The organism is Chitinophaga sp. W3I9 (assembly GCF_050434025.1).
Taxonomy (GTDB): domain Bacteria; phylum Bacteroidota; class Bacteroidia; order Chitinophagales; family Chitinophagaceae; genus Chitinophaga.
On record NZ_JBNPWC010000001.1, the window covers coordinates 3,985,753 to 4,011,391 of the forward strand.

At 47.1% G+C, this 25,639-nt stretch carries 20 protein-coding genes and 1 tRNA gene; 15 read left to right on the forward strand and 6 right to left on the reverse strand.

Annotated features, from left to right (window positions below):
* The first annotated feature begins 134 nt into the window (after positions 1 to 134).
* Positions 135 to 815: a response regulator transcription factor gene (locus QFZ51_RS16390; RefSeq protein WP_429047236.1), complete on the forward strand. Its 681-nt coding sequence runs from the start codon at positions 135 to 137 to the stop codon at positions 813 to 815.
* A 4-nt stretch (positions 816 to 819) separates the two neighbouring features.
* A complete protein-coding gene (locus QFZ51_RS16395; RefSeq protein WP_429047238.1) occupies positions 820 to 2,193 on the forward strand; it encodes an ATP-binding protein in 1,374 nt (457 codons plus the stop codon).
* A gap of 46 nt (positions 2,194 to 2,239) precedes the next feature.
* Here the strand turns inward: QFZ51_RS16395 and QFZ51_RS16400 are convergent, their stop codons facing one another.
* Positions 2,240 to 3,373: an AI-2E family transporter gene (locus tag QFZ51_RS16400; protein WP_429047240.1), complete on the reverse strand. Its 1,134-nt coding sequence runs from the start codon at positions 3,371 to 3,373 to the stop codon at positions 2,240 to 2,242.
* 94 nt (positions 3,374 to 3,467) lie between these two features.
* Between QFZ51_RS16400 and QFZ51_RS16405 the strand changes: the two genes are divergently transcribed.
* Positions 3,468 to 4,553, forward strand: coding sequence for a family 20 glycosylhydrolase (locus QFZ51_RS16405; protein ID WP_429047242.1), 1,086 nt, complete (start codon positions 3,468 to 3,470; stop codon positions 4,551 to 4,553).
* Between the two features lie 46 nt (positions 4,554 to 4,599).
* Here QFZ51_RS16405 and QFZ51_RS16410 read toward each other — a convergent pair whose 3' ends face one another.
* Positions 4,600 to 5,520, reverse strand: a complete 921-nt coding sequence (locus QFZ51_RS16410; RefSeq protein WP_370909927.1) for a helix-turn-helix transcriptional regulator — start codon at positions 5,518 to 5,520, stop codon at positions 4,600 to 4,602.
* A 456-nt stretch (positions 5,521 to 5,976) separates the two neighbouring features.
* Between QFZ51_RS16410 and QFZ51_RS16415 the strand changes: the two genes are divergently transcribed.
* The 3 genes from QFZ51_RS16415 to QFZ51_RS16425 all read left to right on the forward strand — a co-directional run bounded on the left by QFZ51_RS16415 (position 5,977) and on the right by QFZ51_RS16425 (position 7,665).
* Positions 5,977 to 6,213, forward strand: coding sequence for a hypothetical protein (locus QFZ51_RS16415; RefSeq protein WP_429047245.1), 237 nt, complete (start codon positions 5,977 to 5,979; stop codon positions 6,211 to 6,213).
* A 68-nt stretch (positions 6,214 to 6,281) separates the two neighbouring features.
* Entirely contained in the window at positions 6,282 to 6,629 is a 348-nt protein-coding gene (locus QFZ51_RS16420) for a DsrE family protein (protein WP_429047247.1), read from the forward strand.
* Between the two features lie 169 nt (positions 6,630 to 6,798).
* Positions 6,799 to 7,665, forward strand: coding sequence for a DUF6089 family protein (locus QFZ51_RS16425; protein WP_429047248.1), 867 nt, complete (start codon positions 6,799 to 6,801; stop codon positions 7,663 to 7,665).
* Between the two features lie 212 nt (positions 7,666 to 7,877).
* Here QFZ51_RS16425 and QFZ51_RS16430 read toward each other — a convergent pair whose 3' ends face one another.
* A complete protein-coding gene (locus tag QFZ51_RS16430) occupies positions 7,878 to 8,108 on the reverse strand; it encodes a hypothetical protein (RefSeq protein ID WP_429047250.1) in 231 nt (76 codons plus the stop codon).
* 192 nt (positions 8,109 to 8,300) lie between these two features.
* Here QFZ51_RS16430 and QFZ51_RS16435 point away from each other — a divergent pair, with 192 nt between their 5' ends.
* The 3 genes from QFZ51_RS16435 to QFZ51_RS16445 all read left to right on the forward strand — a co-directional run bounded on the left by QFZ51_RS16435 (position 8,301) and on the right by QFZ51_RS16445 (position 11,124).
* Positions 8,301 to 8,627: a hypothetical protein gene (locus tag QFZ51_RS16435; protein ID WP_370909932.1), complete on the forward strand. Its 327-nt coding sequence runs from the start codon at positions 8,301 to 8,303 to the stop codon at positions 8,625 to 8,627.
* A gap of 105 nt (positions 8,628 to 8,732) precedes the next feature.
* Complete coding sequence (locus QFZ51_RS16440; protein ID WP_429047253.1) at positions 8,733 to 10,655, forward strand: menaquinone biosynthesis decarboxylase; 1,923 nt, start codon at positions 8,733 to 8,735, stop codon at positions 10,653 to 10,655.
* Positions 10,627 to 11,124: a DUF6265 family protein gene (locus QFZ51_RS16445; RefSeq protein ID WP_429047256.1), complete on the forward strand. Its 498-nt coding sequence runs from the start codon at positions 10,627 to 10,629 to the stop codon at positions 11,122 to 11,124. Before QFZ51_RS16440 ends, QFZ51_RS16445 begins: the two co-directional genes overlap by 29 nt.
* A 533-nt stretch (positions 11,125 to 11,657) precedes the next feature.
* On the opposite strand, the gene QFZ51_RS16450 is transcribed toward QFZ51_RS16445, so the two are convergent.
* Positions 11,658 to 13,241 (reverse strand): peptide chain release factor 3, encoded by a 1,584-nt coding sequence (locus QFZ51_RS16450; protein WP_370909935.1) that lies wholly within the window; start codon positions 13,239 to 13,241, stop codon positions 11,658 to 11,660.
* A 102-nt stretch (positions 13,242 to 13,343) separates the two neighbouring features.
* Here QFZ51_RS16450 and QFZ51_RS16455 point away from each other — a divergent pair, with 102 nt between their 5' ends.
* The 5 genes from QFZ51_RS16455 to QFZ51_RS16475 all read left to right on the forward strand — a co-directional run bounded on the left by QFZ51_RS16455 (position 13,344) and on the right by QFZ51_RS16475 (position 21,546).
* Positions 13,344 to 14,597, forward strand: a complete 1,254-nt coding sequence (locus QFZ51_RS16455; protein ID WP_429047260.1) for an ABC transporter permease — start codon at positions 13,344 to 13,346, stop codon at positions 14,595 to 14,597.
* A 78-nt stretch (positions 14,598 to 14,675) separates the two neighbouring features.
* The gene (tsaD, locus tag QFZ51_RS16460) at positions 14,676 to 15,680 is read left to right on the forward strand and encodes a tRNA (adenosine(37)-N6)-threonylcarbamoyltransferase complex transferase subunit TsaD (protein ID WP_429047262.1); all 1,005 of its coding nucleotides are present in this window, start codon (positions 14,676 to 14,678) and stop codon (positions 15,678 to 15,680) included.
* Between the two features lie 172 nt (positions 15,681 to 15,852).
* Positions 15,853 to 17,988, forward strand: a complete 2,136-nt coding sequence (locus tag QFZ51_RS16465; protein WP_429047263.1) for an alpha-L-fucosidase — start codon at positions 15,853 to 15,855, stop codon at positions 17,986 to 17,988.
* A gap of 2 nt (positions 17,989 to 17,990) precedes the next feature.
* The gene (locus tag QFZ51_RS16470; RefSeq protein WP_429047265.1) at positions 17,991 to 18,713 is read left to right on the forward strand and encodes a tRNA1(Val) (adenine(37)-N6)-methyltransferase; all 723 of its coding nucleotides are present in this window, start codon (positions 17,991 to 17,993) and stop codon (positions 18,711 to 18,713) included.
* 34 nt (positions 18,714 to 18,747) lie between these two features.
* Positions 18,748 to 21,546, forward strand: a complete 2,799-nt coding sequence (locus QFZ51_RS16475) for a gliding motility-associated C-terminal domain-containing protein (RefSeq protein WP_429047267.1) — start codon at positions 18,748 to 18,750, stop codon at positions 21,544 to 21,546.
* On the opposite strand, the gene QFZ51_RS16480 is transcribed toward QFZ51_RS16475, so the two are convergent.
* Positions 21,541 to 22,755: an NAD(P)-dependent oxidoreductase gene (locus QFZ51_RS16480; protein ID WP_429047269.1), complete on the reverse strand. Its 1,215-nt coding sequence runs from the start codon at positions 22,753 to 22,755 to the stop codon at positions 21,541 to 21,543. The two genes, QFZ51_RS16475 and QFZ51_RS16480, sit on opposite strands and share 6 nt — an antisense overlap.
* A 164-nt stretch (positions 22,756 to 22,919) precedes the next feature.
* On the opposite strand from QFZ51_RS16480, the gene QFZ51_RS16485 reads away from it, so the two are divergent.
* Positions 22,920 to 23,003 (forward strand) — tRNA-Leu (locus QFZ51_RS16485).
* Between the two features lie 641 nt (positions 23,004 to 23,644).
* Here QFZ51_RS16485 and dnaK read toward each other — a convergent pair.
* Positions 23,645 to 25,555 (reverse strand): molecular chaperone DnaK, encoded by a 1,911-nt coding sequence (dnaK, locus tag QFZ51_RS16490; RefSeq protein ID WP_429047271.1) that lies wholly within the window; start codon positions 25,553 to 25,555, stop codon positions 23,645 to 23,647.
* Between the last annotated feature and the right edge of the window lie 84 nt (positions 25,556 to 25,639).

A 25,639-nucleotide genomic window follows, 5' to 3' on the forward strand; every position in this document is an offset into this window, starting at 1 on the left:
GCCGGTTTAGGTTGGGGCAAAGCTAACAGATATTGCGAAAATGTCCATAGGAACCTTGATTTTAATCCCGCTTTAATGCCTGCCCGGGTAAACAATGCTACTTTTGCAGGGGTTATTGCTTATAATTTTTTGATATGAAAATACTGGTTATAGAAGATGAAGTAAAAGTGGGCGCTTTCATCAAACGCGGGCTGGAAGAGCATCATCATCATGTGGATGTGCATACGGATGGCATTACCGGTCAGCAGGCGGCGCTGGAACACGACTATGATCTCATTTTACTGGACCTGATGTTGCCGGGAATAAACGGAACGGCTATATGTAAAAAACTGCGTGCGCTGGAAATCAGTATCCCTGTATTGATGCTTACCGCGTTAAATGCCACGGAGGATATTGTAGAAGGACTCAATGCCGGGGCAGATGATTATCTCGCCAAGCCTTTTCATTTTTCTGAGCTGATGGCACGTATCAATGCGTTGTCGAGACGGAAAAGCCACTTCCACGAGGAGCCTGCGGTGCTTAGGTTTGCGGATCTTCAACTGGATACCCATTCCAAAACTGCCAGCCGGGATGGACAGGAAATTGTGCTTACAGCGAAAGAGTATGCGTTGCTGGAGCTGCTGCTCCGTAATACAGGAAGGGTGCTGTCCCGGGCGCTTATTTCAGAAGCCGTGTGGGGACTCGAGTTTGACACAGGCACCAATACCATTGATGTATATGTTAATTATCTCCGGAATAAAATTGAAAAAGGCTTTACCGGTGAAAAGCTGATCCATACCGTAGTTGGGATGGGTTATGTGATGAAACAGAAATAAGCTTATGAAGATCCGCCACCGGCTATCGCTGCAGTTTACTTTGATTTCAGGTATTATCCTTACGGTTGTTTTCGTACTGATATACCTGTTATCTGCCCAATACATCCGGAACAGTTTTTATAAGCTGTTGCAGATGCGTGCGCTGGTAACTGCGCAGGTGTACCTTGAAAAAGACGAGCTGACGAAGAAGAAATTTCTTGAAATAGAAAAGAGCTACCGGGAACGGATACCCGATGAATCCAGTAATATTTACGATCAGCACAACCAGGCGGTGTTCATTGAAAAAACGAGGTATAACTGGCCGGTGTCGCTGCTGGAAACCATCCGTCACCAGGAAGTGTACCGGTTCGTTTTCCGGGAAGAGTCGGGCCTGGGGATTTATTATCCCGATAACCAGGGCGATTTTGTAGTGATAGTAACCGCGCGTAATACGGCGGGCATCCAGCAGCTGCAGTATCTTTTATGGATACTGGTCGTGATGTTTTTGGTTGCCCTGCTGATCACCTTCCTGATGGGGCAGTGGTATGCCAGCAGGGCGCTCGAACCTATTAAAAGCATCAACCGGCAGGTGCAAAAGATCCGCTCCAACAACCTGCACCTGCGCGTGCAGCAGGGATTAAATAAAGATGAAATAGATGAACTGGCTGCTAATTTCAATGGACTGTTGCAACACCTGGAACAGGCTTTTGATATGCAGCGTTCTTTTGCATCCAATGCCTCCCACGAGTTACGTACACCATTAACTACTATTATCGGGGAGATAGAAGTAACCCTTCAGAACAGCCGTAGCCCGGAAGAATATGTACAAACGCTGGGTACGCTGCTCGGTGAATCGGAGAAACTGAAGATCATTACGGATGGACTGTTGCAGCTTACACGGGTGGATGCCAACCTTACAGAAGCCAACAGTGAGCTGATCCGGATGGACGAGTTATTGTGGGACCTGGCGGAATACTGGCGTCATAAATCGCCGCCTTTGCAGCTGCACGTACAACTCAGCGGTATGCCAGACGATGCTGCTTTGCTTTGCATCCGTGGTAACCGTTCGCTGATGGCATTGGCGTTGCAAAATATCCTCCGTAATGCATTTAAATTTTCGTATAACCGTGACGTTAGTTGCCGGCTTTCCTATAGCGACAGTGGTATCAGCCTGTCTGTAAGCGACCGTGGTATTGGTATTGCGGCAGCTGACACCGAAAAGATCTTTATGCCGCTGTACCGGGCAGATAATGCGCATTCCTTCGAGGGGTATGGCATTGGCTTATCCATGACGCAAAAGATTCTGTACCTGCATAAGGCCTCCATCACGGTGAGCAGCGTGTTAGGGCAGGGAACCACCTTTAATATTTTCTTTCCTCCGGCCGGTAAATGGCTGTAAAGGTTTTGTTAGTCCGGACCGCTGCGGCAACGACGATATTTATGGTTTAGTCTTTCTTCACCACTTTCACCTTCTTTACTTTCGGTTTGGATTCATCGCCAAGCAAAATAGCCCAGGGGGTCATCTCTTCGATATTCTGACAAATAATTTTAATAATAGCGATGGTCGGAATGGCAAGGAACATGCCGGGGATGCCCCATAACATATTGCCCAGTACCACCCCAATGATGGTGATCAATGCGTTGATCTTTACCTTGGAACCCACAATGCTGGGGAAAAGCACGTTACTGTCGAGTACATGAATGAGGAACAGGGCAATGCCCGCCTGCAACGCCTGTATAGGCGTACCCGTAGCCAGTGTTACCAGGATGATAAGGATGGCGGCCGTTAAGATCCCTACATAAGGAATGATATTAAAGATAGCGGCCATTACGCCCAGCAGGATGGCGTATTTAATACCAAGAATAAAGAACAGGGCGGTATTGAGAACGGCTACTATCACCATTTCTATCATCAGGCCGCCTACATAGCTTTTAATAATGGTGCGGGTGCTGGCGATGACGGTGAGTAATTTTTCGCGGTGCTGTTCCTGGAAGATCTTGATCAGGAAAGATACCAGTAACCTGCGGTAGAAGAGGATAAAGAAAGCATACAGGAATACAAATACAACGAATACCAGCAGGGAGGAAAGCGACAGGAATGTTTGACTGATGAAGCTGGTGGCGGTTCCGAGGGTACCCATCATCGCTTTTTCCACGTAGCTCATTTGTGTGCTGGAATTAATATGAAACTTAGTATTGATCCAATCCTGGGTGGAATCTATCACCAGCATGAGCTTTTGTTCCAGTTGCGGGAAATCGGAGATGAAGGCTTCCATTTGTTTGGCGAGTAGGAGCATTATCAGCAGGATGGCGATGATAAACAGCAATACCGCTATGATGGCTGCCATCCCCCGGGGCAGGCGCCATTTTTCCAGCTGATGAACAACGGGCAGCAGCATGATGGCAATGAGCATGGCAAACATCAACGGAACGATGATACCACTGCCAACATGAGCTATATAGATGATAAGGATAATCGAAAACAGGGTAAAAGTGAGACGGGCAGTAAACGGTAGTTTGATCTCGTTCATAGAGGTAGTGCTTTTATCAAAGATATTAAAAATCAAAGTGTATAACATTAGAATGCTGATTATACATTTGTTACGGTGAAAAGGTTGCAGTTGCGCACCGCTTTTATTATTTTACGGACATGCCCGTAAAAATTCAAGCGTTATGAAAAAACTGTTTGCCCTTTTGCTGCTCGTTTGCGGCAGTGGATCCCTTTCCTTTGCAAAACCCCTGCCGGCTGACACCTTACCTGTCCGCGGTTTTTGTATAGCGGCGCCCAGGGCGGAAGGACTGGCTCCGTTCCTGAGATTTATCGATACAGAACTGGCGCCCCGGCACATCAACACCCTGGTGCTGCGCGTTGATTTTAATTACCAGTTTAAGTCGCACCCGGAACTGCGTGATGCCGGTGGGTTAACCGAACAGCAGGTAAAACAGCTGGTGCAAACCTGCCGTAAGCATAATATCCGGCTGATTCCGCAGATCAACTTGCTGGGGCACCAGTCGTGGGCGGGTACAACTACCAACCTGCTGAAGGTGTATCCTGATTTTGATGAAACGCCGTGGGTAAAAATGCCGGCGAAATATGTATGGCCAAATGCAGATGGGTTGTATTGCAAAAGTTATTGCCCGTTGCATCCGGGGGTACATAAAGTTGTGTTTGAGTTGGTGGATGAGATCTGTGATGTATTTGAGAGCACCGCTTTTCATGCCGGCATGGATGAAGTATTTTATATTGGCGAGGATAAATGTCCGCGTTGCGGCGGCCGGGACAAGGCCGAATTATTTGCCGGGGAGGTATGGACGATCCGGAATCACCTGGCGCAGCAGGGGCGTGAGCTGTGGATGTGGGGCGACCGGTTGCTGGATGGCAAGCTGACGGGGTTAGGCGCCTGGGAGGCGAGTATGAACAATACACACCGGGCGGTGGACCTGGTTCCGAAGGATGTGGTGATTTGCGACTGGCACTACGAGCGTCCGGATAAAACGCCGGTATACCTGGCGATGAAGGGATTATCGGTGATTACGTGTCCGTGGAGGATGCCGGCTAATGCGAAGCTGCAGCTGAAGGATATGTATGATTACCGGGCGAGTGCCACCAAAGAAATGAAACCCCGTTTCCAGGGAATGATGCAAACGGTTTGGTCGGATGCCGCCGGGTTCCTGGATGAGTTTTATGGAACGGGCAAGCCGCAGAAAGATACCGTGAATACGAGCGCCAATTGTTTCCGGGCTGTATTTACTAAATAGATAAAAGAATAAACGGAATGACATCATTGGTCATTCCGTTCTCTTTTTAATAATGTTTTTTGAGCAGCGGAATAAATATTTCAGAGTATTGAGGGCCGTCAAGCGAAATGAAGAAGTGGTTCCCGCTCATTTTGAAAATTCCTTCCTTACAGTTCATGCTGATAAAATTATACATCGGCATACCTGCTGTGGCGAAGTCCATTGGCACCGGCAGTTTGAGGTAGTTGCCACCTGCTATCCGTTTTGTGGCGAGATAGGAGTGGTTTTTCGTCAGCTGGATATGCGCGTTTATTGCAGCCGTTGGAATCAACAATCCAGCGAACATAGACAGCTTTTCATAGTTGGTTACCGGTACGGCGTCGAGGGTACCTGTAATGATCCTGCTTTGTGGCAGATCGTATAATGTCTGCATCTTTTTAAACAGACTATGATAGGTGTTCATGCGGGCGATCATTTCAGCGATCGGGTCCTGGCCCCGTGAAATGAAGGAGTAGTACAGGATGCTGTCCGGCATTCTGATTTTCTCACAGCGATCATAATTGAACAATTCCTGGAATGCTTCACTACCTACAGCTGCGGTGATGGTTTTAGTGATCTGCAGGGTCCTGTTTTCATTGGGCAGGATGATGATGCGGCGGAAATCTTTGGGACTTTCTTTAAAGTGCAGTTTAAAGGCTTTGCTGAAAGCCGCGGTGGTGGCGTATCCGCAATACTCGCTTATTTCACCGATGTTATAGCCACTGTGCCGGAGCAGGCCTGCGCCGAGTTCCAGGCGGTGTCTTTTAACATAGTGCCAGAATGGTTCTCCCATGTAATTCACAAAGTTGTGATAGAAGTAGGAGTAGGAGATGCCGAGGCGTTCTGCCACATCTCTGATATTAAAGGGATCACTTACGTGATCATCTGCATAAGATAACCCTTGTAAAGCAAAATTTTCAAGTTGTTCTTTGGTCAAAAGGGCGGCCATAAAATATGAGGGATTTTAGTTGATTTTCATTGGATCCGGTACATGCTGATTTACATCCTGGATAAGCAGATCGCTACGTGAACATTATCCCTAATTTAATTTTTTTATGATTACCGGAGAAGTAAATTTCAGGATCATTTTATTAAGTTGATTTTCAATATGATATATTTTGCATTTAGCATATAAATTTATAATATGTAGAAAAATTGTTGCCTGGAAGGAGGTTCCGGAGGAGAAAAAAAACAGAAAAAGCTAAAATGGACAAACCGTTAATTACGGGAATGAATATCTTTGACAGTCATGTTATGTTTGGATCATCAGTCGGGCATTCCCATAGTTTTATAACCATTAAATGATTTTGTCCTATCAATCCTGTTATGGAGTTGCGGCCTTCGCAACACCATTTGCCGGTGGTTTAGCATAGTTGATTGATTTGATTGTATAACCTTTTATGTTATGGTAGCCGTCATCATTGTTTTAGCGTTATTGTTGCTGCTGGGTTGGGCCATCCTGTACCACCATTTCAGAGCCCTGCGGGTAGCTAATATTAACCTGGTAAAACAGGCGCAGAAAGAGGCTTCGTTGCAGTTCCAGCTGCGTGAGGCCAGGGAAAAATACAATAAGCTGGAAGAGAAGCTCAGAAAGGTACAATATGAGCTGCATAATGGAAAACAAAAAGAGATTCAGCGCTGAAAATAACATCCACCTGGTATTGATGTCATTGTTTTCGGGTTTGCCAATATTTAGTTAGGTTTGCTGGCATGCAGGTAGTTTTTCAGATTACATCCGGTGAGCGGGATGCACAATTGTCTATGCTCGGGCAGCTCAATAATCTTCTTCATTATACCAACGAACGTCAAACACGTGTAGCCATAGAGGTGGTAGTACATGGTCATGCCTGGAATTTACTGCTGCCGGAGGGCCACCCTTTCCCCGAAAAGATAGCGTCCCTGCAGGGCCGGTCGGTCCGTTTCCTTATTTGCCAAAATACCTTGAACAGTCGTCAGCTGGCAGCGGATCAGCTGTTTCCCTTTGTGGAAGTGGTGCCTGCAGCCATAGCGCACCTTATAGAAAGGCAACAGGAGGGATGGGCCTATATAAGATGTTAGTTTAATTGTTTATGAGTTAATTGGTTTATTAGTTTATTTTTACATTTTTAAAGTAAAGTGCCGGGAATAGCGGTTGAAAGTTTGGGAGGGCGGCACCAAATAAAAATTGCAGTAATAACGTTAAATGGATGCACGAATAATAAGGACTAACCTCTTAAACTTAAATACATTGAAATTCTCCAAATCTACCGGAATACTGTTGTTATTCATGGCAGTTCCCTTTTTCACCTTTGCGCAGGACTGGCATGTCGGCGCTTTTGCAGGTATCAGCAACTACAGCGGGGATCTTACCCAGCAAAGGGTGGATATGAAATATACCCGGCCGGCGCTTGGCTTGCTGGTGAGAAAGGATATTAACCGTTACCTCACTATCCGTGGCTCTTTTACCTGGGGAATTGCTACCGGCGCCGACAGCACCAACTCTTCCAAAGACCTGGTGGCCCGTAACCTTAGTTTCCGGACCAATATTTTTGAAGGCAGCCTGATTGGTGAAATCAACTTTTTTGATCTCGACGAAAAGGGGTTTACGCCTTATGTGTTTGTGGGTGTGGGTGGTTTTGGTTTTGATCCCACTTCTAAAGACCAGTCGGGCAACCGGGTACGGCTTCGTCCCCTCGGTACCGAAGGACAGGGATTACCGCAGTATCCTACCCGTCAGCCTTACGACCTGTTTTCCTTTTCCTTTCCGTTTGGAGCGGGTGTAAAGGCGATCATCAATGATAAATGGACACTTGGATTTGAGATAGGACTTCGTGCTACTACCACAGACTATATGGATGATGTGAGCACTAACTATGTTGATCAGAATACCTTGCTGACCTACCGTGGCCAGAAGGCGGTAGATATGGCTTACCGTGGCGATGAAGTAACCGGCAAAGTGGCGCCGGGAACATATCCTGCAGATGGTGCTATCCGTGGTTCTGACAAGCATAACGACTGGTATGCGTTTTCCGGGTTCACCATTACTTACCGTTTGGGTGGTGGCAGTGGCTGGGGTAAACAAAAGGCTACCCGGTGCCCGATACTCAGGCCGTAATCAGCTGATATTCAAACTGTTTAATACTTTATTTATCCTCTTAATCCCGGCATCCCGCCGGGATTTTTTTTATTGGCATAGTTGTTGAATTTATGAGTTCAAACAGGTACTAATGCAGCCACCAGCTTATGGCGGATCGCAGAATCACAAATCGCGGAGAGAGTAATGAATCAACAGCCGCAAGAAAATAAGTTGGTGTGCAACTGCCTGTTTTAACTAACGAAAAAGAAGTGCCATGAGGAAGTTTTTAAATATAGCTTCAGTGATGTTGATAACAGGTTCAATGAGCCTTTCTGCACAGCACAGGCCGCCTGCACCACCACTGCCACCCAGGCCACCGGCTCCGGCACATTTACCACATCCGCCGGCGCCACCAGTACCACCAGGATTGCCCAGGCCTCCAACGCCTCCGCATCACCGGCCACCGGCTCCGCCAACACCACCGCATCATCATAAAAAACCGTATAAAAAGCATTACAAGAAACCGCGTAAGCCCCGGAGATATTCTTTTATCGCATATCCGGGTTCCACTTATGTTGTTACAGATGCCAGTTTTGCCCGGTATGCGGGTTAACATTAACAACACACCACAACTATTATTTGCCAACCGATCTTGAACTAAAAACCAAAGAAACATGAAAAAAGTACTGCTGTTGATGCTGCTTATTGGCGGCACTGTGCTCACCACGTATGCACAAAGGGGACATGGACGTGGCCACGGATATGGACATGGGCGCGGACATGACCGTTATGATGATGACCGCTGGGAGAGATGCGAGCGGCCCAGGAGAGTGTATGTACGCGACAGGTATGACTATGACTGCTACCCTCGTCAAAGAGTGGTATACGCCAGACCGGCTTACTATCCTGCTGTAATACCTGTTCCGGTACCAGCTCCGGTACGCTACTACCCATCAAGGCCAAGGGCCGTATTCCACGCGGGTGTTACCATCGTGAACTGATAACTGAAAATGGAATAAATGAGATGCCTCCCATATTTAAATGGGGGGCATTTTTTATTGCGGTGCGGGATGGTTACTTTTGTTGATTGGTAATAAGATTCAAACATGGCATATAAAAATCTCAGACACTTTATAGACACGCTGGAACAGGCAGGAGAACTGGTACGTATAAAAACTTATGTGGACCCTAAACTGGAAATCGCTGAAATAACAGACAGGGTCAGCAAATCGCCGGATGGCGGCAAAGCCCTGTTGTTTGAAAATACCGGTACCGACTTCCCCGTGCTGATTAATTCCATGGGCAGCTACAAACGTATGTGCCTGGCGCTGGGCGTGAGTGAACTGGACGATGTGGCCGGTGAAATTGAAAATCTCTTTAAATTATTATCCAAACCAAAGGAAAGTATACTTGATAAACTGGCCATGCTGCCAAAGCTCGGACAATTTGCTTCCTGGATGCCAAAGGTAGTAAGTGGAAAAGGCAGTTGCCAGGAAGTGGTAATGGCCAACCCGGACCTCAGCAAATTGCCGGTGCTTACCTGCTGGCCTAAGGACGGTGGTCCTTTTATCACCCTGCCCGTAATCCATACCAAAGACCCGCTTACCGGCACCCGCAACGTAGGCATGTACCGTATGCAGGTATTTGAAAAAGATATGACCGGTATGCACTGGCATAAACATAAGGTATCCGCCAAACACTTCATGGAATACAAGAAGCTGAATAAGCGTATGCCCGTTGCCGTAGTATTGGGCGGGGATCCCGTTTATACTTACGCTGCTACCGCCCCGCTGCCGGAAAACGTAGATGAATATATGCTGGCCGGCTTTCTCCGCAAGAAGAAAGTAGAGCTGGTAAAGTGTATCACCCAACCGGATATAGAAGTGCCGGCAGATGCCGATTTTGTGATTGAAGGTTATGTAGAACCGGCTGAAGACCTCATCTGGGAGGGCCCTTTCGGTGATCATACCGGGTATTACTCACTGGCCGACTGGTATCCTAAATTTCATGTCACCGCTATCACGCACCGTAAAGACGCCGTATATCCATCGACGATAGTAGGCATTCCGCCGCAGGAAGATGCCTGGATAGGCAAAGCCACCGAACGTATTTTCCTGGCGCCGATTAAAATGACACTCGTGCCTGAAATCATTAATATGGAAATGCCGGTGGAAGGCGTGTTCCATAACCTGGTGATTGCACAGATTAAAAAAGACTATGCCGGACAGGCGCAGAAAGTAATGAACGCCATGTGGGGCGCCGGCCAGATGATGTTTAACAAGATCCTGGTGGTAACAGACGACGGCACAAAGATCACAGACTATAAGCAGCTGGCGCAGTATGTCTTCCAACACCTGAACCCCGCTGCCGATATATACCTCAGCCAGGGGCCGATGGATGTACTGGATCACTCCTGTTCCAAAATGGGCTTTGGCGGTAAAATGTGTATCGATGGTACCCGCAAATATGAAGAAGAGCAGGACACCACCTTTATATCTGTTCCGGCGCCGCGGCAGCTGGATACAGCCGCCATCATGCAGCAGTTCCCGGAAATCAAAGGCATCAACGCTTCGCTGCTGCCACTGGATATTTCCTGTATCCTGGTGGCAGTGGAAAAGGCCCGTCCTTCGCATGTGAGGGAGCTGAATGAAAAGCTGTACACCTTACCGGCATTGGCGGGCATTAAAATGATCCTTTTCGTAGAGCATACCGTGGACGTAAGCGATCTTGCTTCTGCGTTATGGCGCTTCTGCAATAACCTGGACCCTAAACGTGACAGCTTTGTTGTTCGTATTCCTTCCGGGGAACCCGGTAAATATATTGGCGGCATTGGTATGGACGGCACCCTGAAAACCAGGCTGCTGGACAATTTTGAGCGCGATTGGCCCAATATCATTGTGGCCGACGATGCCACTATCCGGAAAGTGGATACCAAATGGCCTGAGCTGGGTATCGGACCTTTACTGACTTCTCCTTCTCTCAAATACAAACAACAGATTTATGGTGAAGAAGCGGTGGTACAACAGTAGTTACCTGCTGCTGATCCTTTTACTGGCCGGCAGCCTGCGGGCAGCCGGCCAGGTAAGTGCTGCCGACTTCCGTTTCCTGGATAAGCTGGAAGGCACCTGGAAGATGAACACCCGCAAAAGCACCATCGTGGAAACCTGGAGCCAGGTCAATGACTCTACCTGGAAAGGGAAAACCTGGCGGGTAGTAGGAGCGGACAGCGCCCTGCAACAATCCATGCAGCTTGTGAGAAGAGGAACCGGCATCTTTTATATTCCAGCCTATGAAGGGCAGGACAAACCCGCCACCATACACCTGAAACTGCGGGTTTTAAAAGCCATTGGTTTTGTTGCAGAAGACCTGAACAATGATTTCCCCAAAAAAATCACCTACCGTTTTAAAGACGCCAAACATCTCGACGCCCGCGTGGAAGGCGTGCGGGACGGCACCACCGAGGAATACATTTTCCAGTATACCCTCTCCCCGGAGTAAAGTTTCCCGATTGCGTAAATGATTTTCCCGCTTCGAGAAAGCGGAGTGCATTGCTGTACCTACTTTTGTGTAACACACACACGATACACAGCACCAAGATATTCTCAATAAAGCAATAATTTGAGTTGGTCGTACAAGTAATGCCGCCCCTGTTCACAGGGAGTGGCTTTTTTGTGCGGAGGGAGGGCGGCGCCTTCGGCGCCTTTTGTCTTGGAGCAGGATTACGCTGATTATGTTGATTACGCTGATTTTCCCACCTTTTGTTTAGATTTTTTTAGGGGAAGATGGGAATGATTTTTCTGCATTTTATTTGATTAGAAAAATTTTCCTGGTATTGTGATAAAAAAAATGGGAGATAGAAACAGAGATCTCTGTTTCTATCTCCCAAAATATTTAAAATAAAATGTGGGAAAATCAATCTAATCTCTCCCCAAAAAAATCTAAAACAAAAGGTGGGAAAATCAGCGTAATCAACATAATCAGCGTAATCCTGCTCCAAGACAAAAGGCGCCGAAGGCGCCGCCCTCCCTCCGCTACTTATGAATCTCCGATGTGAAGTTGAATTGAATGTCAGGGTTGTTAGTGCGCTCGGTGTTAAGGTACCATTCCGATTGCGCCAGGTATACGATATGGCCGTCCTTGTCCTCCACGATGTTGGAGGATTTGAAGCGGATGAATTCCTCGATTTTCTCTTTCGGACCGGTGAGCCAGCAGGCCTTGTAGAAAGGCAGGGTATTGAACTGGCAGGCGGCGCCATATTCCTGGAGCAGGCGGTACTGGATTACTTCGAACTGCAGGTCGCCCACACAGCCGATGATTTTGCGGTTGCCACCGTGCTGCGTAAATAACTGTGCCACGCCTTCGTCTGTAAGCTGGCGGATACCTTTTTCCAGCTGTTTTGTTTTCAGCGGATCTTTGTTCACCAGTTCCTTAAACAGTTCAGGAGAGAAGCTGGGAATACCGGTGATGTAAAAGTTTTCACCTTCCGTAAGGGTGTCGCCGATCTTGAAGTTGCCGGTATCAAACAGCCCTACCACGTCGCCGGGGTAGGCATCGTCTACTACGTTCTTTTCGCGGGCGAGGAAGCTGTAAGGGTTGCTGAACCTAACGTCTTTGTCTAAACGAACATGGTGATAGAATTTATTCCTTTCGAATTTACCGGAGCAAACGCGGAGGAAGGCGATACGGTCGCGGTGACGCGGATCGAGGTTAGCATGGATTTTAAAAATGAATCCACTGAACTTATCTTCGTTTACGTCTACTTCGCGGGTGGTAGCGGTGCGGTTACGCGGAATGGGCGCGATGTCCACAAAGGTATCCAGCAGGTCTTTCACGCCGAAGTTGTTGACGGCGCTGCCAAAGAAAACGGGCGCCAGTTTACCGGCGAGGTACTCTTCCCTGTTGAAGGTATCGTACACGCCTTCGATCAGTTCCACGTCGCCACGCAGCTGTGCGGCATCTTTTTCATTGAAGTGTTCATCGATGTAGCTGCTGCTGAGATCTGTGAGCGGTACTACGTCTTCGTCTGTTGCTTTCTTGTTGGGAAGGAAGGCCACGAGGCTTTTATCGTACAGGTTGTAAACGCCTTTAAAGTCGCTGCCCATATTGATAGGCCAGCTGAGGGGTCTTACCCGGATGTTAAGTTTTTCTTCCAGTTCATCCAGGAGGTCGAACGGGTATTTACCATCGCGGTCCATTTTGTTGACGAAGATGATCACGGGCGTATCGCGCATGCGGCATACTTCCATGAGTCTTTCCGTTTGTTCTTCCACTCCTTTCACGCAGTCGATCACCAGTACCACGCTGTCTACGGCAGTCAGCGTACGGTAGGTATCTTCCGCAAAGTCCTTGTGACCGGGGGTATCCAGGAGATTAACGAGGATATCGCGGTATTCGAAGGTCATAACGGAAGTGGCTACGGAGATACCTCTTTGCCTTTCAATTTCCATGAAATCCGAAGTGGTGTGCTTCTTTATTTTATTGGACTTCACCGCACCGGCTGTTTGAATAGCGCCGCCAAACAGGAGGAATTTCTCTGTCAGCGTAGTTTTACCGGCATCCGGGTGAGCGATGATAGCAAAGGATTTTCTTTTACTGATTTCGTTAGCGTACTTCATAAATATCCGAAAAATGGCAGCAAAGGTAACTAAATTTTTTGTCCGGCTATATTTCGTGTTTATTGGCGCTGCCCGTGCCGATAAATCCGCTAAATTTGGAATATGATAGCAACCCTTAAAATATTATGGAATAGTTTCAAAATGGCGATGCAGGAGCTGCGGGTGAATAAGCTGCGCACTTTTTTATCGTTGTTTGGAATTACCATTGGCATCTTCTGTATCATCGCGGTATTTACGCTCACCGGTAGCCTGGAACACAATATCAGAAAGGATCTGGCTGACCTGGGCGACGATGTGGTATATATGCAGAAGTGGCCCTGGGGCGGTAATGGGGAATATCCGTGGTGGAAATATATGAACCGTCCGGAGCCGGAGTATAAGGACCTGAAACCTATACAGGATAAGGTGCAGAGCGCCAGTTTTGCCTCATTTAATTTTGAATCGGGCAATAAGAAGGTGGAATATGGGGATGATTATATGGATGGCGTGACGATGATGGCGGTGACGAACGACTTTGACCAGATACAGACCTTACAGATCCTGGACGGCCGTTTCTTTGCCAACAGTGAAAGTAACAGCGGCACCAATGTGGCGATCCTGGGCTTTACTATCTGGGATGGACTTTTCCCTTCGCCGGAAGCGGCTATGGGCAAGGTGGTGAAAGTAGCGGGGAGGGATGTAAAGATCATCGGGGTGTTGAAGAAGAAGGGAGAAAGCATGATTGGCGGGATCGGGTACGACAATGCCATTATACTGCCTTACCGGTTTGCCCGTACGGTAGTGGATGAGCGCCGGTTTGCGGACCCGTATATCCTGATAAAGGCCAAACCCGGTGTGAGTATGGATCAGCTGAAAGATGAGCTGAAAGGGGTGGTGCGCGCGTCTCACCGGTTAAGGCCGAAGGAAGAGGATGATTTTTCATTGAATGAAATCAGTACCGCCAACGACAGTTTGAACGCGATGTTTGCTGCGATCAATATGGGTGGGGGAATGATTGCGATTTTTGCGCTGATAGTGGGGGCTTTTGGTATTGCCAATATTATGTTTGTAACGGTAAAAGAGCGCACCAACATCATAGGGCTGAAAAAAGCCATAGGAGCGCGCCGGGGCATTATCCTGATGGAGTTTTTGCTGGAAGCGGTGAGTTTGTGTTTGTTGGGAGGAACTTTTGGCTTGCTGCTGGTTTATCTTCTTACAGTAATTATTAATCTGTCTGGTACCTTTGAGATGGTGCTGTCTGCCGGTTCTGTGATATTCGGGTTGAGCATATCTGCCCTGGTAGGGCTGCTGGCGGGCTTTATTCCTGCTTATACGGCCAGCAAGCTGGATCCGGTGGTAGCCATCCGCAGCAACTAAACAGGCATACGTAACAGGCAACAGCTTAGCTGTTGTACAGGCGGGGTTTTCCCGCCTTTTTTATTAATTTTGCGCCTTATGTCGGTTAAAATATTAGCTATAGAGTCGTCCTGTGATGATACAGGAGCAGCAGTCATTGTAGACGGGCAGGTGTTATCCAATCATATTGCCGGTCAGAAGGTACATGAGCAATACGGGGGCGTGGTGCCGGAGCTGGCTTCCCGCGCGCACCAGGAGAATATAGTGCCTGTGGTGGATATTGCCCTGAGAACCGCAGGGGTGAAGCGGGAGGAGCTGAGCGCGATTGCCTTTACCCAATCGCCCGGATTGATCGGTTCACTGCTGGTAGGCAGTTGCTTTGCCAAATCGATGGCGATGGCACTGGATATTCCCCTGATAGGCGTGCATCATATGCAGGCGCATGTACTGGCTAACTTTATAGATGATCCCAAGCCGGACTTTCCTTTTTTATGCTTAACCGTGTCTGGTGGTCATACCCAGATCGTTTTATGTGAAAGTCCGCTTAGCATGCGGGTAATTGGTGAAACGCTGGATGATGCTGCCGGAGAGGCTTTTGATAAAAGTGCCAAAATATTGGGTTTGCCCTATCCCGGCGGCCCGTTGATAGATAAATATGCGCAGACGGGCAATCCGGCGCGCTTTAAGTTCCCCGAGCCCCGGATACCTGGTCTGAACTTCAGTTTCAGCGGATTAAAAACGGCTATTCTTTATTTCCTGCAGGAGAACCAGCAGAAAGATCCTGCCTTTATTGCGCAAAACCTGCCTGATATCTGTGCCTCCATCCAGCACCGTATTGTGAGTATATTACTGAACAAGGTGGTGAAGGCGGCTGAAGAAACAGGTATCCGCGATATTGCCATTGCTGGCGGCGTGAGCGCCAACAGTGGTTTGCGCACTGCTTTAACGGAATATGGCCGGCAACACCAATGGCGGACATTTATTCCTAAGTTCGAATATTGTACGGATAATGCGGGTATGATTGCCATTACTGCTTACTATAAATACCTGGCGGGTGACTTTGCGTCACTGGATGCGGTGCCTACTGCGAGAGCCGCTTTTTAAGTTCATTAACAAGGTTGGCTAAAAACGAACTGCTAATTGCTAAAATCCTATTCTAAATCAATAGTATATCGGTTTAGCTTTAAGTCGTGCTTTGGGATCGCCTTCGGCGATGTTAAATTGTCTTGGAGCAGGATTACGCTGATTTTATTGATTTTTACATTACTTATTATCTATGAAGAGAATTTTTAGCATTTTACTGGCGCTTATTGTGGTAGGAAAGTTTGCGGTAGCACAGGAACCTGTGGCGCAAACGGAGTGGAAGAATCAGAAGTATTCCATGTTTATACACTGGGGCGCTATTTATTCCACGCTGGGAGGCGTTTGGGAGGGCAAGCCGGTTACGAAGGGATATAGTGAACAGATACAGGCGCATGCCGGTATTTACAGTGATACCTATGGAGACGTGGCCAAACAGTTTCACCCCGAACAATGGAATGCTGACTCAATTGTGCTGCTGGCAAAGGCGGCGGGTATGAAATCGGTGGTAATGACTTCCAAGCATCATGATGGTTTTTGCATGTTTCATACTGCGTATACAGATTATAATGTAGTGGATGCAACGCCTTTCAAACGGGATGTGCTGAAAGAATTATCGGATGCGTGCCACAGGCATGGGTTGAAGTTTGGGATGTATTTTTCTTTGATCGACTGGCATTTTCCACAGGCGTATCCTATTTCCAGCAGTAATAGTGATCCTATTACCCCCGAGCATCATGAATTCAATAAGAAGCAGGTAACGGAGCTGATGACCAACTATGGCCCGGTATCCGAGATCTGGTTTGATATGGGATCACTGACAGCGCAGCAAAGCAGGGACCTTGCTGATATCGTGCATCGTTTGCAGCCGGGTTGTATGGTGAGTGGCCGTTTGGGAAATGATGCCGGTGATTTTTGTGTAATGGGAGATAACCAGTATCCTGACTATAAGATTGCTTCCGCATGGCAAACGCCTGCTTCCGTGTATGATGAAACATGGGGCTATCGCAGCTGGCAGGAGCATGGCAAGGCGGAAGACAAGGCGCATGAAAAACTGGAGGGGCTGATTAAAGTGGTAAGCCGTGGCGGAAACTACCTGCTGAATATTGGCCCGCGTGGCGACGGTTCTGTGGTGGACTTTGAAAAAGAGGTGCTGCTGTTAAACGGCGCCTGGCTGAAACTCAATGGTGAAGCTATTTACAGCGCTTCTGCCAATCCGTTCGATACTACCTTTGCCTGGGGCGAAGTGACTACGAAGCCCGGAAAATTGTACCTGCATTTACTGCAGCAGCCGGAACATGGCACTATTATCTTACCAGGACTGAACAGTAAGATCAGCCAGGTAACCTTATTGAGCAATGGAAAGAAAGTACCCGTTAAAATATCTGCCAAAGATGGTAACACCTATCTCCGGTTACCCGCAGATTTTAAGCTCGCAGATAAAGACATTGCCGTGCTGGCAGTTGCCTGCAAAGGACCTGTGGCGATTACACCGGTTCACTTATTACATCATGCTACGCGTTTGAGCAGGGATAATGCTACGCCGTTATTCAGCTTCTCCGGTATTGATTATGAAAGCTATTACCGCAGTGAGGTGGGTGAGTCGTGGGCATTTACCACACCGCGCCCTGCTGCGTTGGAGCTGGTGTATAGCGATGCAGAGAAAGGCAAACGAATTTTGCTGACACTAAATGGCAGCACCAGGGAAGTGTTGCTGGATGGTGGTGTTACCAGTCCGCTGAAAAATGACCCGGCTTCCCTGCAGTGGGGACCAATGTACAGCGCGGGTCCTTTCTGGTCCGGTATTGATGGCACGCATGGAAGTGTGAAAGATATTGATCCGTCCAAACCCTGGCCCAATAAGGATAATGCTGCGTGGACACTGCACAGTGACTGGAAGAATGATGCACCTATTACATTAACCGCAGATAAAAGTGTGGCCAGTTATATTTTACAGGAGATCACGGCGCCGAAAGCCGGTGATTACCTGGTAAGTTTTAATAGCGGAGATGGTATTGCAGTATATCTGAACGGGGAAGAGCAGTTATTGCACAATAACCCGGAAAGGGGAGGTACGCAATCGGAAGTGTTATTATTATCTTTGAAAGAAGGAAAGAATCAGCTGGTGGCCAAATTCTACAGTCGCTTTGCGAAGCAGGCAGTAGTGGGCATCAGCCGTAATGTACCGCAGGTGTTATATGTTCAGCAGTTGCCGCAACGTACAGGCGGCAGCGGTAAAGTAGAAAACTGCGTGATCAGGCAGGCCAACCCGGTATCTGTGCACCGTAATTTACGGATGCCTAACCTGGCGGTGGTGTTAGATTCAAAATAAAGATGGCAAATACATTTTTTAAATTTAAACAGTTTACGGTTCACCAGGAGCATTGCGCCATGAAAGTTTGTACAGATGCCTGTATACAAGGGGCTTTCACAGCACAGTACCTGGCGGACAACGATATAACGGCGCCGGCTATACTGGATTTAGGCGCCGGTACCGGCCTGCTGAGTCTTATGCTGGCGCAGCAGGTAGATGCTGAAATCACAGCGGTGGAACTGGACGCCGGAGCCGCTCACCAGGCCATACAGAATTTTGAAGAATCGCCCTGGGCGAACCGTTTAACCCTAACCCGGCAGGATATACGAAAACTGGATGGGTTGGTGAAGTATGACTTTATTATCAGCAATCCACCCTTTTATGAGCGTGCGTTGAAGAGTGGGCAGGCGGAGAAAGACCAGGCCATGCATGCCACCAACCTGAGCTACCAGGAATTGATTGCGGCAGTCGACCAGCAATTGGCGGCGTCGGGAGAGTTGTCGGTGTTACTGCCTTATACTGCCTTTGAAGGTTTCCGGGTATTGGCGCAGGCAGCAGGGTTTCATTTGAAGCAGGCGTTGTATATCCGGCAGAGTGTGAACCATGGCTTTTTTCGGACCGTGGGTATTTTTTCGAGGAAGCCGGTGAATACTGTGATCAGCGAACTTTCCGTGTATGATGCGGAGCATGTATATACGCCTGAATTTATCGCCTTATTACGGCCATATTATTTATACCTGTAGATTTTTTGTATTTTGGCACTCTATTTATCCTGATATGCTTCGAGTAGCCAGAATTTGTTTGGTGTTTTTATTGTTGCCCGTTATTGTGCATGCCCAGAAAGAGATCAATATCTGGTACTTTGGATATAATGCCGGGCTTAACTTCAACACTACCCCTGCCACCGTTCTTACTGATGGACGAACTTACACCCGCGAAGGGGTAGCCACCATTTGTGATGGCGCCACCGGGAAATTACTTTTTTATACAGAGGGATCTACCGTTTGGAATGCCCAACATGGCATTATGCCCAATGGAACTGGTCTCATGGGCGACCCATCCAGTGTGCAGTCGGGTATTGCCGTACCATTTCCGGGACATCCGGGGCAGTATTACCTGTTTACTACAATGACCAATAAAGGGTTCCGTTATAATATACTGGATATGGCGCTGGATAACGGTAAAGGTGATATCATTCCTTCCACCAAGAATACCCCGTTGCTGAGTAATAGTCAGAGTACGGAGAAAATGGCGGCTACCCGGCATTGTAACGGGAGGGACTATTGGGTAGTAACGCATTCCGCCAATACCGCTACCTTTCATGTATACCTGCTTTCCCCTGCCGGATTATCTGCTGCCACTACTTATACAACTGGTGCAGTTATTCATCCGGGAGGCTGGGAAGAAACCGGTCATATCAAGTTTTCGCCTGACGGCGGCACTATGGTGCATTCCCTGGGATCTATCCGTCAGGGCGCTATGAGCGTGGTAGATTTGCTGAAGTTTAATAACAGCACAGGCGTGATCAGTCCTCCTTTTGCTTCGCTCAATATTATTTTCCCACTTGGCATTGAATTTACTATCAGCGGGAAGCTGCTGTACGTAGTGAGCATGAACTATCTGAATTGGGGTAAGTTATACCAGTATGATTTGACGGCGCCCAACATCAATGCTTCCCAGCAAACAATAGTCACCAATACGGATGATATCCAGATGGGCGGACTTCAGATGGGGCCTGACGGGCATATTTATATGGGGTATGAGCAGGGATACTACGGGGGATACCGGTATGTGGGTATGATCCATAACCCGGAGGTGAGGGGTGTAGGTTGTAATTTTGAACGGGATGCGATAGATATGGAGCCTCCCGGCACCGGGCAACACAGAACTTCTGTATCTTTTCCCACATTTGTAAATAGCTTTCTTTATTTTCCTGCGGACTTTACTGCATCGGACCTCTGTAGTCGTAGCCCTGTTTTCAGGCTGAATAATGAAGTAGATGTAACGAGTATATTGTGGGATTTTGGAGATGGAACTACTTCTGCCGACCTGTCGCCCCGGCATACATATGCCATCGAAAAAAAATATACCGTAAAAGTAAAGGTAACGCGTCGATGCAGTACTGATGAGAAAATACAGGATATCATCCTTGGCAGTAAGATAGAGGAAAGTGTTACAAAAAGTATTTGCAGTAACGTCACTTATACGCTGCCGGATGGCAGGGAAGTGAGTACCGCCGGCGTTTACGTTAGTACGCTGAAAAGATTGAGCAATGGTTGCGACAGCATTATTAACACCACCTTAAAAATATTGCCGGTATATCAGTTGACGGAGAAAGTGACTATCTGCAGCGGACAGGAGTACCAGTTGCCTGATGGAAGAAAGGTAAATAGTTCTGGTAGCTATACATCTTCCCTGAAAACTTACCAGGGCTGCGATAGTATCATTACCACTGAACTGTATGTGCCGGAGAAGAACTATCTGCAGGATGCAGTTATTTGTGAGGGCGATAATTACCGCTTACCGGATGGGAAGGTGGTGACTGCTGCGGGCATCTATAACAGTATTCTTACGTCCTCGGCGGGCTGCGACAGTGTTATTATCACAACACTGGTGGTGAATCCGGTTTATACTGCCGCGGAATCCATTAGCATTTGCGATGGTGATACTTACCGCTTGCCGGATGGCCGGACTGTAAGTATTACGGGGCAGTATACTTCCCGTTTCAAGAGTGATAAAGGATGTGACAGCATTATTGTTACAAACCTGCAGATGCAATCGCGTTATAATATTGCGAAGACTGCTATTACCTGTGAGGGAGAACCTTATATATTACCGGACGGGCGGTCAGTGAGGGTTTCCGGTACGTATGTATCTTCGTTCGCTTCCTATCATGGATGTGATAGCATTATTACCACCCGGCTTACTGTAATGCCTGTTTACAGCCAGGAAAAATATGATACCATTTGCAATGGACAATTTTATACGCTGCCTGACGGCAGAAGTGTGAGCAGTACCGGGCGTTATGTGAGCGCATTGTTTACTACCAGTGGCTGCGATAGTACGGTTATTGTGTACCTGGCATTAAAAGAGAAGCCGCAGGTAATGCTTGTCCCTGAAGTGTGCTTGTTTTCCGGCCGGCCAACCGTTATAACGTTGGTTCCGGGATACGACAAATATGAATGGCAGAGCGGATTTTCCGGGAATGTTTACGCCATCCGTTACCCGGGTATTTACCGGGTGGCTGTTTCCAATGAATGCGGTGTGGTTAACCTGCAAACGTTGGTGAAGGAATGTGCTTCTGACTTGTATGTCCCTAATGCATTTACGCCGAATGGTGATGGGCTGAATGATGTGTTCAGGCTTCGTCAGCCGAACGGACAGGTATTGCTGGAGTTTAGAGTATTTGACCGTTGGGGCGTGGAAATATTTTCCACGACTAACCTGTTGCAGGGATGGGATGGTACATATAAAGGGCAGTTGCAACCGGTGGGAGCCTATGTATATTTCATCCGTTATAAGAACATTGATGGGATAGAAAAACAGCTGAAAGGCGCTGTTAACCTGTTGCTATAGCGCTCCTTTTGCATAGTCTTCGAGGTAAGCATACCTAGCGGTTAGTTTGCCATTAGCGACGATCGTTGCATTACTGATCATCTCGCTGTTTGTTTGCAGTAGCTCATCAAAAACATATTTCATCAGCTGGTCCCCGAAATACTGTGAGGCGTCCCGCGGCAGTTCGTTGGGGAGATTGCTTACGCACATCATGTCTACCGTTCCGGGGAGATAAGGTTCTGTTTGTTCCATCTTATCTTTTGTAACGCCGTACACGGGGCTTTCGATGGTACTGTCGCCGAGGTTGCAGGGAATGGAGCCGTTGGTATCGTCTGTGATATCGGCGATGACCTGTATGCGGAAGTTTTCTTTTTTCAGATCATCTGCCTGGAAGAGCGGCGGGATTTTCTGGTCCCAGTAGATCCCGTTCATGAGTATATCACTTACGGTCACATAGGGAAGGAAGCGGCATTCGTATGCTTCCGGATGTGCGTGGAAGTCGGCCCGGCTGTATGTTTTATCATCTTTCCGCAGATAGAGTTCGCCTGCTTTCAGTTGAGTATATACCGGGTAGGAATAAGTATTGATCAGGTATTCTTCCGGCGGAAGATATTTGATACCTAGCAGGCCCATGATTTCCAGTGCGCCGGCGGCTACCCGTCCGGAGCCGGTGATTACTATTTTCAGCGGAGGCAGTTTGATGCCGAAGTAATGATTGATGAGTTCCTGGAAGTCGTGGCACGTGTGCACCCTTTTAAAATGAAAGGACTGTGTTTTTTCCCCGTATGCCATCAGGCCGTTATGCGCGCCTACGATACCTGCAAAGAAGCCGAAGCCCAGGATTCGTTGTCCGTCGGGGTGTACGAGGCATTCATAATCTATCAGTGTGATATTTTTTTCCAGGATGGTTTGCAGCATGTGTTGATTATGCGGCTGTTTCTTTTTGGTGTGGCTGAAGAAGAGGTATGTTTTTCCTGCGATCAATTTATCGGTGGGAACCTCTTTGATGCCCAGCAGGGTGGTGCAGTGGGAGAGGTCTTCCTCCAGCGGGACGCCTGCTTTTTCGTATTCATCGTCTTTGAAGCATCGTAACGGGGATGGTTGTACGTAGATTTGAACCCGTGGAAAATGTTGCATGATCCATTGGCATTGTTTGGGCGTAAAGGCTACCCTGTTATCATGCGGGTGTTTTTCTTCCCTGATAAGTCCGATGTGTATCTTGTTTTCCATCTTTGAATTTAGGGTATTTTAGTCATTTGTGAACTCCTGAAACGCCCTGTTTATGCGGGGTGCGAAATTTTTATATACAAAAATGTAAAAATTATTTGCAGATTAAATAAGAGTTTCTATATTTGCATCCCGCAATTGACGCGGCGAAGTTCATTAGTAAGATTGCCCAGATGGCGGAATTGGTAGACGCGCTAGACTCAAAATCTTGTTTTCGAAAGGGAGTGCAGGTTCGATTCCTGTTCTGGGCACATTGATTACCAACTACTTAGAAAGGCTCGCGCAAGCGGGCCTTTCTTATTTCCAACAAATTTGCAAACAATTTGCAAACATCCTATGGTGGCTTATTTTTTAAAAGAACTTTCTAATGTAAAACTACGGGAACAAAAGTGGAATTAAAAGACACATCTCCATATAATCTCCATACAGTAGAAAGGTAATTCTATCATAACGGTTGGCAGTTGATTAATTGCGAATAAATTTGAAATAAATTTTTGATCGGCGGGTGTAATTGGGCACCTACTATTTATTCTGAGAGAGATTTTTAAAAGGGCTAAGATAATTTTGAGTAATTCGATTATCTAGGGCATTATAAAAAAAAATACGATTGCCGTTATTCATCATAATCTTTGCCGGACGGAAAAGCAATCGCCTTCCGGTATAGCCAATAAAACAATTTCGACAAACTGAGGATTTCGATTTTTAAAATCGAACGTACCGTTTTGTGCAGTGAAGAAATTTGTTAACCCTATACCCATCTAAACATGAGGCGATTTACTCTCATCGTTGCTTTTCTCATAACTTTTAAGGATACTAAGTAATAACAATCATTACCAAAGAAAAAGGTATCACGGAGAGCTTCTATCAATTCATAAACATAAAACAGCCAATGCTATTTCACTTCTTCAAAAGGCACATCAGTAACATCCCCGCCGCCGCTGCTATTGGACTGATCAGGTTGAGCCTGTGCATTTGCAGTCGTATCACCGCCCGCTGAACCATCATTTTGCCTGTACATATCTTCACCCGCCGCAGCCCATGCTGCATTGAGGTCGGTTAAGGCTTTATCAATAGCAATATCATCCTGATGTTCATGTGCATATTTCAAAGCGGATAATGCGTCCCCGATCGTCGTCTTCTTATCGGCAGATATCTTATCTCCAAATTCCTTTAACTGTTTTTCAGTCTGAAATATCAGGCTGTCGGCTTGATTCATCTTTTCTGCTTTTTTCCTGGCAGCTTTATCTACCGCCTCATTCGCTTTTGCATCCGCCCTCATCTTCTCCACCTCCTCTTTACTCAACCCACTTCCAGCCTCAATACGGATGGTCTGCTGTTTCCCTGTGCCTTTGTCTATGGCGCTGACATTCAAAATACCATTCGCATCAATATCAAATATTACTTCAATCTGGGGAACGCCTCTGGGTGCAGGTGGAATGCCATCCAAATTGAAAATCCCCAGGCTTTTATTGTCCTTGGCCATCGATCTGTCTCCCTGCAATACCTGTATCTGCACTCCGGGCTGATTATCGCTAGCAGTAGAAAACACTTCTGATTTCTTTGCAGGAATGGTTGTATTGGCAGGTATTAGTGTAGTCATTACGCCTCCCATCGTTTCCAAACCGAGCGATAATGGTGTTACATCCAGGAGTACAACGTCTTTTACTTCCCCGGTTAGGATGGCGCCCTGTATGGCAGCTCCAATTGCTACTACTTCATCCGGGTTCACCCCTTTATTAGGCTTCCTACCGAAAAACTTCTCTACTATGTCCTGTACTTTCGGAATACGGGTGCTTCCACCTACCAGTATGATCTCATCAATATCCTTAGCTGCCAGCCCGGCATCTTTCAGCGCTGCCTGGCAGGGCTTGAGACATCTCTCAAACAAAGAATCTGCTAATTGCTCAAATTTGGCCCGTGTAAGTTTTACTACCAGGTGCTTAGGCGCTCCATCCACAGCGGTAATATAAGGAAGGTTTATCTCGGTTTCTGTAGCTGAAGAAAGTTCAATTTTTGCCTTTTCAGCAGCCTCTTTTAACCTTTGCAATGCCATGTGGTCTTTACGAAGATCAATGCCCTCATTGCTCTTAAACACCTCTGCCAGCCAGTCCATGATAATCTTGTCAAAGTCGTCACCGCCAAGGTGAGTATCACCGTTAGTAGATTTTACCTCAAACACGCCATCACCAAGTTCCAGAATAGAAATATCGAATGTTCCTCCCCCAAGATCGAATACCGCGATTTTATGATTTCTGTCTTGTTTCCCTAGTCCATACGCCAGAGCTGCAGCGGTAGGCTCATTTACAATACGGCTTACTTTCAACCCGGCTATTTCACCCGCTTCTTTTGTAGCTTGTCTTTGAGCATCATTAAAGTAAGCCGGCACTGTTATTACAGCTTCTGTGACCGCCTGTCCCAAATAATCCTCCGCAATTTTTTTCATCTTCTGCAAAATGATTGCGGAAATTTCCTGAGGAGTATATAGGCGGCCTTCTATATCTATACGGATGGTATCATTATCACCTCTGACTACTTTGTAGCTAACATGAGATAATTCGCTTTGAACCTCGTCAAACTTCCTACCCATAAATCGCTTTACAGACATTATTGTATTGTGAGGATTAGTAATGGCCTGCCGTTTTGCCGGATCACCTACCTTACGTTCTCCGTTTTTACTGAAAGCCACTACTGAAGGGGTAGTTCTTTTTCCCTCGTCATTAGCTATCACGATGGGTTCATTGCCTTCCATTACCGCCACACAGCTGTTAGTAGTACCTAAATCTATTCCGATTATTTTGCCCATAAATAGAAATTAAAGTATTTAAAGAATAAAGCTTAAGGATACATTACCTGAGGTAACCAATTTAAAATATGCCTGCATCAATTT

Bases quoted from the DNA above. Each gene is read 5' to 3' on its own strand.
- QFZ51_RS16390 (WP_429047236.1), top strand. From the start codon at position 135: ATGAAAATACTGGTTATAGAAGATGAAGTAAAAGTGGGCGCTTTCATC.
- QFZ51_RS16395 (WP_429047238.1), top strand. From the start codon at position 820: ATGAAGATCCGCCACCGGCTATCGCTGCAGTTTACTTTGATTTCAGGT.
- QFZ51_RS16400 (WP_429047240.1), bottom strand. From the start codon at position 3,373: ATGTTATACACTTTGATTTTTAATATCTTTGATAAAAGCACTACCTCT.
- QFZ51_RS16405 (WP_429047242.1), top strand. From the start codon at position 3,468: ATGAAAAAACTGTTTGCCCTTTTGCTGCTCGTTTGCGGCAGTGGATCC.
- QFZ51_RS16410 (WP_370909927.1), bottom strand. From the start codon at position 5,520: ATGGCCGCCCTTTTGACCAAAGAACAACTTGAAAATTTTGCTTTACAA.
- QFZ51_RS16415 (WP_429047245.1), top strand. From the start codon at position 5,977: ATGGTAGCCGTCATCATTGTTTTAGCGTTATTGTTGCTGCTGGGTTGG.
- QFZ51_RS16420 (WP_429047247.1), top strand. From the start codon at position 6,282: ATGCAGGTAGTTTTTCAGATTACATCCGGTGAGCGGGATGCACAATTG.
- QFZ51_RS16435 (WP_370909932.1), top strand. From the start codon at position 8,301: ATGAAAAAAGTACTGCTGTTGATGCTGCTTATTGGCGGCACTGTGCTC.
- QFZ51_RS16440 (WP_429047253.1), top strand. From the start codon at position 8,733: ATGGCATATAAAAATCTCAGACACTTTATAGACACGCTGGAACAGGCA.
- QFZ51_RS16445 (WP_429047256.1), top strand. From the start codon at position 10,627: ATGGTGAAGAAGCGGTGGTACAACAGTAGTTACCTGCTGCTGATCCTT.
- QFZ51_RS16450 (WP_370909935.1), bottom strand. From the start codon at position 13,241: ATGAAGTACGCTAACGAAATCAGTAAAAGAAAATCCTTTGCTATCATC.
- QFZ51_RS16455 (WP_429047260.1), top strand. From the start codon at position 13,344: ATGATAGCAACCCTTAAAATATTATGGAATAGTTTCAAAATGGCGATG.
- tsaD (WP_429047262.1), top strand. From the start codon at position 14,676: ATGTCGGTTAAAATATTAGCTATAGAGTCGTCCTGTGATGATACAGGA.
- QFZ51_RS16465 (WP_429047263.1), top strand. From the start codon at position 15,853: ATGAAGAGAATTTTTAGCATTTTACTGGCGCTTATTGTGGTAGGAAAG.
- QFZ51_RS16470 (WP_429047265.1), top strand. From the start codon at position 17,991: ATGGCAAATACATTTTTTAAATTTAAACAGTTTACGGTTCACCAGGAG.
- QFZ51_RS16475 (WP_429047267.1), top strand. From the start codon at position 18,748: ATGCTTCGAGTAGCCAGAATTTGTTTGGTGTTTTTATTGTTGCCCGTT.
- QFZ51_RS16480 (WP_429047269.1), bottom strand. From the start codon at position 22,755: ATGGAAAACAAGATACACATCGGACTTATCAGGGAAGAAAAACACCCG.
- dnaK (WP_429047271.1), bottom strand. From the start codon at position 25,555: ATGGGCAAAATAATCGGAATAGATTTAGGTACTACTAACAGCTGTGTG.